The sequence below is a fragment of the Pseudoxanthomonas sp. GW2 genome (assembly GCF_000283075.1).
Taxonomy (GTDB): Bacteria; Pseudomonadota; Gammaproteobacteria; order Xanthomonadales; family Xanthomonadaceae; genus Pseudoxanthomonas.
This window is the reverse complement of the sequence record NZ_ALIP01000163.1, coordinates 1-10,874: the sequence shown is the minus strand read 5'-3', so window position 1 is coordinate 10,874 and position 10,874 is coordinate 1. Positions and strand designations below refer to the sequence as shown.

The 10,874-nt window shown below is 72.7% G+C and carries 8 protein-coding genes; 5 read left to right on the top strand and 3 right to left on the bottom strand.

The genetic code is table 11. From position 1 onward, the window contains the following. On the bottom strand, positions 1-2,054 hold a 2,054-nt coding region (locus B351_RS17025), incomplete at its 3' end, for a protein-disulfide reductase DsbD (protein WP_019399953.1). A gap of 22 nt (positions 2,055-2,076) precedes the next feature. Then, positions 2,077-2,394: a divalent-cation tolerance protein CutA gene (cutA, locus tag B351_RS0115530; RefSeq protein ID WP_019399952.1), complete on the bottom strand. Its 318-nt coding sequence runs from the start codon at positions 2,392-2,394 to the stop codon at positions 2,077-2,079. Between the two features lie 224 nt (positions 2,395-2,618). Between cutA and groES the strand changes: the two genes are divergently transcribed. The 5 genes from groES (at position 2,619) to glnE (ending at position 10,122) form a co-directional block, all read left to right on the top strand. Further along, positions 2,619-2,909, top strand: coding sequence for a co-chaperone GroES (gene groES / locus B351_RS0115525; protein WP_019399951.1), 291 nt, complete (start codon positions 2,619-2,621; stop codon positions 2,907-2,909). Positions 2,910-2,972: 63 nt separating this feature from the next. After that, positions 2,973-4,607, top strand: a complete 1,635-nt coding sequence (gene groL / locus B351_RS0115520; RefSeq protein WP_019399950.1) for a chaperonin GroEL — start codon at positions 2,973-2,975, stop codon at positions 4,605-4,607. Positions 4,608-4,804: 197 nt separating this feature from the next. Further along, on the top strand, positions 4,805-5,473 hold the full coding sequence (locus B351_RS0115515) for a hypothetical protein (RefSeq protein WP_019399949.1): 669 nt from the start codon (positions 4,805-4,807) through the stop codon (positions 5,471-5,473). 353 nt (positions 5,474-5,826) lie between these two features. After that, on the top strand, positions 5,827-6,903 hold the full coding sequence (locus B351_RS0115510; protein WP_019399948.1) for a 3-deoxy-7-phosphoheptulonate synthase: 1,077 nt from the start codon (positions 5,827-5,829) through the stop codon (positions 6,901-6,903). Positions 6,904-7,284: 381 nt separating this feature from the next. Further along, positions 7,285-10,122, top strand: coding sequence for a bifunctional [glutamate--ammonia ligase]-adenylyl-L-tyrosine phosphorylase/[glutamate--ammonia-ligase] adenylyltransferase (gene glnE, locus B351_RS0115505; protein WP_019399947.1), 2,838 nt, complete (start codon positions 7,285-7,287; stop codon positions 10,120-10,122). Here glnE and B351_RS0115500 read toward each other — a convergent pair. Then, positions 10,119-10,874: mitochondrial fission ELM1 family protein (locus B351_RS0115500; protein ID WP_019399946.1), on the bottom strand; the 756-nt coding region annotated here is incomplete at its 5' end. The genes glnE and B351_RS0115500 overlap by 4 nt on opposite strands.

Genomic DNA, 10,874 nt, shown 5'->3' with positions numbered 1-10,874 from the left:
CGCTCGTTGGCCTTGCAGGTCACGCACCAGTCGGCGGTCATGTTGACGAATACCACCCGGTTCTCGCCGCGCAACCGGTCCAGCTCGGCGGCCGAGTAGGGCACCGCGTCGCTGTCGGCGGCGCGCACGCTGGCCGGCGGCAGGCGGGTCACGCCCCACACCGGCGCCAGCGCCACCGCGACCAGGACCAGGGCGGCCAGGGTGGCGCCACGGCGGCCCCACCAGCGGCTGCGCTCGAACCACCACAGCGCCAGCGCCAGCACCGCGGCGCCGGCCAGCACCATCGCCACCGCGTCCACCCCGCGCTGGCGGCCGAGGATCCACAGCAGCCACACCGCGGTCAGGTACATCGGATAGGCCAGCAGCTGCTTGACCGTCTCCATCCACGGCCCCGGTTGCGGCAGCCGCCGTGCCAGTGCCGGCACGAAGCCGACCAGCAGGAACGGCAGCGCCAGGCCCAGGCCCAGTACCAGGAACACCAGCATCCCGGCCGCGGCCGGCGCGGCGAAGGCGTAGGCCAGGGCGGGGCCCATGAACGGGGCAATGCAGGGGCTGGCGACCACGCAGGCCAGCACCCCGGTGAGGAAGTCGCCGGCCGGTCCGTTGCGCGCGGCGGCCAGGCCGCCGCCGACCCCGGTGCCCAGGGTGTACACGCCCGACAGGCTCAGGCCGACCGCGAACATCAGGTAGGCCAGCGCGGCCACGAACCATGGCTGCTGCAGCTGGAAGCCCCAACCGGCGGCCTGGCCGGCGGCGCGCAGGCCCACCACCAGGGCGCCGACGGCGGCGAACGCCACCAGCACGCCCGCCGTGTACCACAGCGCGTGGGCGCGGGCGCGCTCGCGGCTCTCCCCGCTCTGGGCCAGGCCCAGGGCCTTGAGCGAGAGCACCGGGAGCACGCATGGCATCAGGTTCAGCACCAGGCCGCCTAGCAGGGCCAGCAGCAGGGCGCCGACCAGGCCGCGCTTGCCGTTGCCCGCGGCCGCTGGCGGCGCCGCGGTGCGCGCGGCGTTGCCGGCCGAGGCATCCGGTGCCGCTTCCGGCGGGGCCGGCAGCTCCGCAGGCGCCACCTCGCCGGCGTCTGCGGCCGGGGCCGGGGGCAGCGGCGCGGCGCCCACCGCCGCCGCCGTCGTCACCTCTCCGGTGGGCAGGTCCACGGCCACGCGCCGGGTCATCGGCGGGTAGCAGATGCCGCCTTCCTGGCAGCCCTGGAAGGTCACCACCAGGGTGGCGCGCGCCGGGTGCGGCCGGGTGCGGACCACCGGCAGCACGACCTCCGCCGGTTCGAAGTACACCGTCACCTCGCCGAAGTGCTCGTCGCGGTGCGCGGTTCCCGGCGGCCACTGCGGGCGGCCGGCGGACAGGCCCGGCGCGTCCTCCAGCACGAACCGGGTGGTGTCGCGGTAGATGTAGTAGCCGGCCACCGGCTGCAGGCGCACGCGGATGCGGTTGCCGCCGTCGGCGATGGCGTCCACCGCGAAGGCCTGCGCCTCCGGCAGGGCCGGGCGGACGCCGCCCAGCGCCGTCGCGAGGCGGTCGCGCCCGGCGTTGGCCGACTGCAGCGCCGCCAGGCGGCTGGCGGCGGTGCTGGTGCCGGGCAGGCGCACCTGCACCCGGCGGGTCTGCGGCGGATAGCAGATGCCGATGTCGGCGCAGCCCTGGTAGCGGATCTGCAGCTCGGCGCTGGCGCCGGCGCCGGTGGGCTGGCCGTCGAGGATCGCCACCAGCGCGCCGCGGTAGGTTTCCACCGGACCGAAGAACTCGTCGACGTGGCGCTCGCCGGCCGGCAGCCGCAGGTTGCCGCCGACGAAGTCGCCGCTGGCGCTGACCGCGGTGCGGTGGCGGTAGAGGTAGTAGCCCTCGGCGATCTTCCAGTGGATCTCGATCCGCCCCGGTTCGGGCGCGGTCGCGGTCAGGACGAAGGCCTCGTCCACCGGCAGCAGGTCCTTGGCGTCGACCGCGGCCTGGACGGGGGCGAGGACCGCCAGCCAGGCCAGCAGCATCAGGAGCAGGCCGGGCAGGTGCCGGGCCGGCAGGGGGCGGTGCGGGGTCATGCGTGTCTTCGTCTTCCGTTCGTCAGTCGCGGGTGGCCTCGACCACCCATCCGAGGTAGGCGGGCAGCCCGGCCGTGGCCTGGACCGCGAGCACCTCGGGGAGTTCATAGGGATGCAGCGCCTGCAGCCGCCCGATCAGGTCCGGCAGGCGGTCGGCCGGGGCCTTGGCCAGCAGCAGCACCTCGTCGGCCAACTCCACCGCGCCCTGCCAGCGGTATACCGAGTGCATCCCCGGCAGCACGCTGGCGCCCGCGCCCAGCCGCTCCTCCACCAGGGTCCTGGCCAGGGTGGAGGCGGTGTCCGGGTCGGGGCAGCTGCAAAACACCAGGTGCACGTCCATGGGCGCAGAGTGTAGCCGGCCGCGGCCCCGGGGCCCGGACCCGGGGCCCGGAAGAAAAACCCGGCCGGCCCCTTGAAAGGCCTCCGCCGGCGCCCCACATGGGGCCCATGCCCTCGGCCCGTCGGGGGTTTTTCCTGCCGTCGCGGGCGCTGGCACTCGCCAGGGGCGAGTGCTAGACTCGCCGCCCTTTTTCCAACCCAGTCAATCACTTGTGAGGGATTGAAATGAGCAACATCAAGCCGCTGTACGACCGCGTCGTGATCAAGCGCACCGAGGAGGAGAAGGTCTCCGCCGGTGGCATCGTGATCCCGGATTCGGCTGCCGAGAAGCCGATCAAGGGCACGGTCATCGCCGTGGGCGAGGGCAAGGTGCTCGACAACGGCAGCGTGCGCGCCCCCAAGGTCAAGGTCGGCGACCAGGTGCTGTTCGGCAAGTACGCCGGCACCGAGGTCAAGCTGGACGGCACCGAGTACCTGGTGGTGAAGGAAGACGACATCTTCGCGGTGCTGGGCTGAGTCCCGCCGCGGTTCCTGCGCTTCGATCCACTCAACGCTTAAAGAATCACGGAGTTTTTCAAAATGGCTGCGAAGGAAATCCGTTTCGGTGAAGACGCCCGCTCGCGCATGGTGCGCGGCGTGAACATCCTCGCCAACGCCGTCAAGGCGACCCTGGGCCCGAAGGGCCGCAACGTCGTGCTCGAGAAGAGCTTCGGCGCCCCGACGATCACCAAGGACGGCGTGTCCGTCGCCAAGGAGATCGAGCTGGCCGACAAGTTCGAGAACATGGGCGCGCAGATGGTCAAGGAAGTCGCTTCCAAGACCTCGGACAACGCCGGTGACGGCACCACCACCGCCACCGTGCTGGCCCAGGCCTTCATCCGCGAGGGCTCCAAGGCCGTGGCCGCCGGCATGAACCCGATGGACCTCAAGCGCGGCATCGACCAGGCCGTCAAGGCCGCCGTCGAGGAGCTGAAGAAGCTGTCCAAGCCGACCGCCGACGACAAGGCCATTGCCCAGGTCGGCACCATTTCGGCCAACAGCGACGAGTCGATCGGCAACATCATCGCCGAGGCGATGAAGAAGGTCGGCAAGGAAGGCGTGATCACCGTCGAGGAAGGCTCGGGCCTGGAGAACGAGCTGGACGTGGTCGAGGGCATGCAGTTCGACCGCGGCTACCTGTCGCCGTACTTCATCAACAACCAGCAGTCGCAGACCGCCGACCTGGATGATCCGTTCATCCTGCTGCACGACAAGAAGATCTCGTCGGTGCGCGACCTGCTGCCGATCCTCGAGGGCGTGGCCAAGGCCGGCAAGCCGCTGCTGATCGTGGCCGAGGAAGTCGAGGGCGAAGCCCTGGCGACCCTGGTGGTCAACACCATCCGCGGCATCGTCAAGGTCGTCGCCGTCAAGGCCCCGGGCTTCGGCGACCGCCGCAAGGCGATGCTGGAGGACATGGCCGTCCTGACCGGCGGCACCGTGATCTCCGAGGAAGTCGGCCTGCAGCTGGAGAAGGCCACCATCAAGGACCTGGGCCGCGCCAAGAAGGTGCAGGTCTCCAAGGAGAACACCACCATCATCGACGGCGCCGGCGACACCTCCGCCATCGAGGCCCGCATCAAGCAGATCAAGGCCCAGATCGAGGAGACCTCCTCGGACTACGACCGCGAGAAGCTGCAGGAGCGCGTGGCCAAGCTCGCCGGCGGCGTGGCCGTGATCAAGGTCGGTGCCGCCACCGAGGTCGAGATGAAGGAGAAGAAGGCCCGCGTCGAAGACGCCCTGCACGCCACCCGTGCGGCCGTCGAGGAAGGCGTGGTGCCGGGCGGCGGCGTCGCCCTGATCCGCGCCAAGAAGGCGGTCGAGGCCCTGAAGGGCGCCAACGAGGACCAGAACCACGGCATCCAGATCGCCCTGCGCGCGATGGAGGCCCCGCTGCGCGAGATCGTGACCAACGCCGGCGAGGAGCCGTCGGTCATCGTCAACAAGGTCAAGGACGGCGATGGCAACTTCGGCTACAACGCCGCCACCGGCCAGTTCGGCGACATGTTCGAGTTCGGCATCCTGGACCCGACCAAGGTCACCCGCACCGCGCTGCAGAACGCGGCGTCGATCGCCGGCCTGATGATCACCACCGAGGCCATGGTGGCCGAGCTGCCGAAGAAGGAAGAGCCGGCGGCCGCGGGCGGCATGGGCGGCATGGGCGGCATGGACTTCTGATCCAGGCCCCAAGGCCGGTCCACGCAGTACCGGAAGGCCCCGCCGCAAGGCGGGGCCTTTCCTTTGCGCGCATGGCGGATTCCGTGACCGGGTGCGCGCCGCGGGCACGCCGCGACCAAGGCGGGATTAATGCGCGCGCGGTGGCGGTCGCTATCCACCCAGGACCCCGCGTCCCAACCCACCCAACGGAATCCCCCATGACCAAGAACAAACTCGCCGCCCTGGCCCTCGCCCTGCCGGCCGCGCTGCTCGCGCCCGCCGCCATCGCCGCCCCGTTCGAGGACGTCAGCGTCGGCGCCGGCGTGTCCACCCTCGGCTACGGCGTGGACGTCAACGCCAGCCTCAGCAAGCGCTTCTCCGCCACCGTCGGCTACAGCACCTTCCAGTTCGACGGCGACGAGACCACCGACGAGGTGCGCTACGACGGCGAGCTGAAGTCCGACAACGCCCGCGTGCTGCTGAACTGGCATCCGTTCGCCGGTGGCCTGCAGCTTTCGGTCGGCGCCGTGGTCGGCGACATCAAGGCCGCGGTGACCGGCACTCCGCGCGCCGGCGGCGTCTACGAGTTCAACGGCACCGAGTACTCGGCCGAGGACGTGGGCAGCCTGCAGGGCCGCGTCGAGCTGAAGGACAAGGTCGCCCCGTACGCCGGCATCGGCTACCGCTCGCGCGGCGGCTCGGGGCTGGGCTTCTACTCCGAGCTGGGCGTGGTCGCGGCCAAGACCTCGGTCGAGCTGGTCGCCACCGGCCTGGCCGGCGACTCCCAGTTCGCCGCCGACCTGGAAGCCGAGCGCCGCGACCTGGAGGACAGCGTCGACCTGAGCCTGTACCCGGTGCTGGGCGCCGGCCTGGTGTACCGCTCCTGATCCTGCGGATTCCCTGATCCGCCGTCCCGCGCCGTTGCGCGGGCCTGGCAAGGCCGCCGCTCTTCGCGGCGGCCTTCTTTTTTTGCGTTCCGTGACCGCATCCACGCCGCGGACGCGCGGGTTGCGGATGAAACTGTGGCAGCGCACAAGACCGCGTGCTATCAATACGGCCCATGACCGCAACCCGTGCCAGCTTTTACTTTTGGTACTACTTTCCGAAGCCGCTGGCGGAGGAAGGATTGCGCTCACCCTGAAGAAAGCTTCAGACGCATTCCCGAAAGCCGCCAGCGAACCTGGCGGCTTTTTTCATGCCGCCACGCTGGGCAGGCCCCCCACCAAGAGATGGAAACGCCATGGCCCCGCATACCGACGACCTCCGCATCCGCAGCCTCGAACCGCTGACTCCCCCGGCCGAGCTGCTGGCCCAGATTCCCTGCGACGAGCAGGCCTCGCAGACGGTGGCCGATGCGCGCCGCGCGCTGTCGGCGATCCTGCACGGCCGCGACGACCGCCTGGCGGTGGTGATCGGCCCGTGCTCGATCCACGACCCGCACGCGGCGATGGAATATGCCCGGCGCCTGCGCCCGCTGCGCGACAGCCTCGGCGACGCGCTGGAGATCGTGATGCGCGTGTACTTCGAGAAACCGCGCACCACCGTCGGCTGGAAGGGCCTGATCAACGACCCGGACCTGGACGGCAGCTTCCGCATCAACAAGGGCCTGCGCATCGCCCGCGGCCTGCTGCGCGACATCAACCACCTGGGCCTGCCGGCCGGTTGCGAGTACCTGGACACGATCTCGCCGCAGTACATCGCCGACCTGGTGGCCTGGGGCGCGATCGGCGCGCGCACCACCGAGAGCCAGATCCACCGCGAGATGGCCTCTGGCCTGTCCTGCCCGGTGGGCTTCAAGAACGGCACCGACGGCAACGTGCGCATCGCCGCCGACGCGGTGATGGCGGCGGCGCATCCGCACCATTTCCTGGCCGTGACCAAGGACGGGCGCTCGGCCATCGCCGCCACCGCCGGCAATCCGGACTGCCACGTGATCCTGCGCGGCGGCAAGGCGCCCAACTACGACGCCGCCAGCGTGCAGGCCGCCAGCGAGGTGCTGGAACGCTCGGGCCTGGCGCCGCGGATCATGATCGATGCCAGCCACGCCAACTCCGGCAAGAACCCGGAGCGCCAGCCCGCGGTGGTGGAGGACATCGCCGCGCAGCTGGAGGGCGGCGAGCGCCGGATCATCGGGGTGATGGTGGAAAGCCACCTGGTCGGCGGGCGCCAGGACCCGGTGGCCGGGCGTGCCCTGGCCTACGGGCAGAGCATCACCGACGGCTGCCTTGACTGGGAGGCCTCGGCCGCGGTGCTGGAGCGGCTGGCGCAGGCCGTGCGCCGACGCCGCGCGCTGCCGGCCGCGCACCAGGCCGCCTGAATCCGCCCCCCGGACGCCCCGGCCGCGCACCGCGCCCGGGGCGTTTTTGCGCAGTCCGTTCAGGCTGATGGCCCCCGCAGGTGCCCGCGGCGGCACCGGAAAGGTGCCCGCGGGTCCTGCCCGGGATCCATGTCGGTTCATGTGATACCGGTATCACTTCGGGGAATATCCGTATTCAGCAAAAATGCCCGGAAATCCACGTTGATGAACCGGCGGGCGCTGTTTTGCAGTGCAGCGTGCAAAGCCTTCGGGCGCTCTTCACGATGGCCCCGCATCCCGACGTGGGGGAGGGAGCAGGCCCGCTGGCAGTACGCTGCAAGCGGGCTTTTTTTATGCCTGCCCGGCCCGGGCGCGCGCCGGGCGCATGCCACAATCCGGGCGATGAGCACGCCCACGCCTCCCGTCCCCGCCGCGGATGAACTCCGCAGGCTCCACGCCGAACGCGCCCTTTCCACCCTGCGTGCCGCCTCGGCCGAGCATGCCGCGCTGCTGCAGGACCCCGGGCTGTGCGACCGCGTCGCGCGGGTGGCCCTGGGCAGCGACTTCGCGATCGAGACCCTGCGCCGGCAGCCGGCGCTGCTGGCGCACCTGGCCGCGGACGATCCGGCGCCGCTGCCGCCGCCGGTGCTGGACCCGCTGCAGCCGCATGACTGGCCCGGCCAGCTGCGCCGCTTCCGCGCCGCCGCCTCCACCCGCCTGGTATGGCGCGACGTGCTGGGCCTGGACGACGTCGACGCCACCTTGGCCGGCAGCACGCGGCTGGCCGAGCAATGCCTGGCGCAGGCCCTGGAGGCGCTGGAGCAGGAGTTCGCGCAGCGCCATGGCGTGGTCCGCGATCCGGCCGGCCGGCCGCAGCGGCTGGTGGTGTTCGGCCTGGGCAAGCTCGGCGGCGGCGAGCTGAACTTCTCCTCCGACATCGACCTGGTCTACGCCTACGCCCACGAGGGCGAATCCGACGGCCGCCGCGCGCTGGAGGCCGAGGAGTACTTCGCGCGCCTGGGCCAGCGCCTGGCCAAGCTGCTGGACGAGGTCACTGCCGACGGCTTCTGCCACCGCGTCGACCTGCGCCTGCGCCCGTTCGGCAACGCCGGGCGGGTGGCGTGGTCGTTCGCGGCCATGGACCAGTACTTCCAGCGCGAGGGCCGCGACTGGGAACGCTACGCCTGGCTCAAGGCGCGCGCGGTGGCCGGCGATACCGCCGCCGGCGAGGCCTGGCTGGAGACCCTGCGCCCGTTCGTCTACCGCCGCTACCTCGATTTCACCGCGCTGGACGGCCTGCGCGCGATGAAGGCCGCGATCGTGGCCGAAATGCAGCGCCGCGACATGGCCGACGACCTCAAGCGCGGGCGCGGTGGCATCCGCGAGATCGAGTTCCTGGTGCAGTCGCTGCAGCTGATCCGCGGCGGGCGCGAACCGGCGCTGCGCGGCCGCTGCCTGCTGCCGGCGCTGCAGGCGCTGGTGGAGGGCGGGCAGATCGCCGCGCAGGACGGCGCCGCGCTGGCCGCTGCCTACCGCTTCCTGCGCCGGCTGGAGAACCGGGTGCAGATGCTGGGCGATGCCCAGGTCCACTCGGTGCCGGAGGATCCGGAAGCGCGCGAGCGCATCGCCCTGGCCCTGGGCCACGCAGGCTGGGAGGCGCTGGCGGCGGAACTGGCCGCCTGCCGCGCCCGGGTGTCGGCCGAGTTCGACGCGCTGCTGGTGCCGCGCCGGCGCGAATCCGCGCCGGACGCGCTGCAGGATTACTGGCGCGCGCTGCCGCAGGCCGGCGAGGCCGGAGTGCTGGCCGATGCCGGTTTTGGCGATCCCGCCGGCGCCGACGCGGCACTGCGCGACTTCGCCCGCGGCAACGGCGTGCGCGCGCTGTCGGACGCGGCGCGCGCGCGCCTGGACCGGGTGGTGCCGGCGCTGCTGGGTGCGGCCGCGCGCTCGGCGCAGCCGGATGCGGCGCTCAAGCGCCTGCTGGGCCTGCTGCAGTCGATCCTGCGCCGCGCCAGCTACCTGGCCCTGCTGGACGAGCAGCCCAGCGCGCTGGCGCGGCTGGTCGACGTGCTGGCGCGCAGCGCGCTGCTGGCCGACCGCATCGCCGCCTATCCGCTGCTGCTGGACGAGCTGCTGGACATCCGCGTGGCCGGGCCGATCCCGGACGCGGCGGAAATGCACCGCGCCTGCGCCGCGGCGGTGGCCAGCGGCGACGGCGACCCGGAGGCGGCGTTGCGCGCGCTCAACGAGGTGCGCCTGGCGCTGAGCTTCCGCATCGCCCTGGCCGCGCTGGACCGGCGCCAGCCGGCCACGGACAGCGTGCGCGAGCTGGCCTGGCTGGCCGACGCGGTGGTGGCCCAGGTGCTGGCCATGGCCGAGGGCGAGGTGGTCGCTGCGCACGGCCGCATCCCCGGCGGGCGCTTCGCCGTGGTCGGTTACGGCAGCCTCGGTGGCTGCGAGCTTGGCTTCGGTTCGGACCTGGACCTGGTGTTCCTCTACGACGCCGACCCGGAGGCCCTGTCCGACGGCGCGCGGCCGCTGGAGGCCGGGCGCTGGTACGCGCGTCTGGCGCAGAAGGTGGTGGGCCTGCTGGGCGCGGTCACCAGCGCCGGGCGCCTGTACGAGACCGACATGCGCCTGCGCCCGGACGGCGGCAAGAGCCTGCTGGTGTCCTCGCTGTCCAGCTATTCGGAATACCAGCTGCACCGCGCCTGGACCTGGGAGCACCAGGCCCTGGTGCGCGCGCGCATGGTCGCCGGCGATGCCTCGATGGGGGCGGACTTCGAGCGCATCCGCCGCCAGACCCTGGCGCGGCCGCGCGATCCGGCGGCGCTGGCCGCCGACGTGGCCGGCATGCGCCGGCGCATGCGCGCCGAGCTGGACCGCAGCGACGCGGCGCGCTTCGATCTCAAGCAGGGCGCCGGCGGCCTGGTCGACCTGGAGTTCCTGGTGCAGTACCTGGTGCTGCGCGAGGCCGCGACCTGCCCGCCGCTGCTGGAGCCGCGCGACACGCCGCGGCTGCTGGCCGCGCTGGGCGCGGCCGGCCGGCTGGCGGAGGCCACCGTGCAGGCGCTGCTGGCGGCGCATGCGGCGCTGGTGGAGGCGGGCCTGGGCTGCACCCTGGACCGGCGCCCGCGGCTGGTTCCCGACGACGGCGCGCTGGATCCGCAGCGGGCGCAGGTGGCCGCTGCGATCGCCGCGCACGGACTGGTGTTCGACCCGGCGCCGGACGCCTCCTAGGGCGCGTCCTCCAGCCCCAGCCGCCGGCGCACCTCGGCGGCGACCCGCGCGGTCTCGCGCAGCGGCTGCACCGGGAACGGTTCCAGCCCGCCGGCAAGCGCGCGCACCCGGCCCAGATCCTGCAGTGCGCGCAGGAAGGCCGCCAGGCGCCCGCGTGCCAGCTGCGGTTCGAGCACGTACACCGGCGCGTCGGTGGCACAGGCCTCGGAGAGCATGTTCACCGAGTCCGGGGTGCAGACGATGCGGTCGGCGCAGGCCAGCAGGCCCGGATAGGGGTTGGCGCCGCCGCCGTCCCAGGCCATGCCCGGCACGCCCTGCATCGCCGCGTGCAGCGGCGCGGAGGCGGCCGCCGGGGTGCGCCGCGAGACCGTGGCCAGCAGGCTGCCACCCTCCGCACGCACCTGCGCGCGCAGCGCCGCCAGCGCCTGCGCCAGCGAATCCAGCGACCAAGGCGCATGCCGGGTCGGGCCGCCCAGCAGCAGCGCGGTGCGCGGACGCGGCAGCGCGCACAGCGCGCGGAACTGCTGCCGCGCCCGTTCCAGCCAGGCGTCGTCGACCGGGTTGAGGCTGCCCAGCAGGGTGATGACGTTGGTGCCGCGCAGGCGGTCATGCTCCGGCACCACCACCAGGTCCCAGTGGCGGCTGTCGATGCGCGGATCGAGGATCTGCACCGCACGCGCGCCGCGCTCGCGCGCCAGGCGCCCGGCCAGCGCACCCTGGCGGCCGCAGCCGATCGCCAGCGCCGGGGCCGG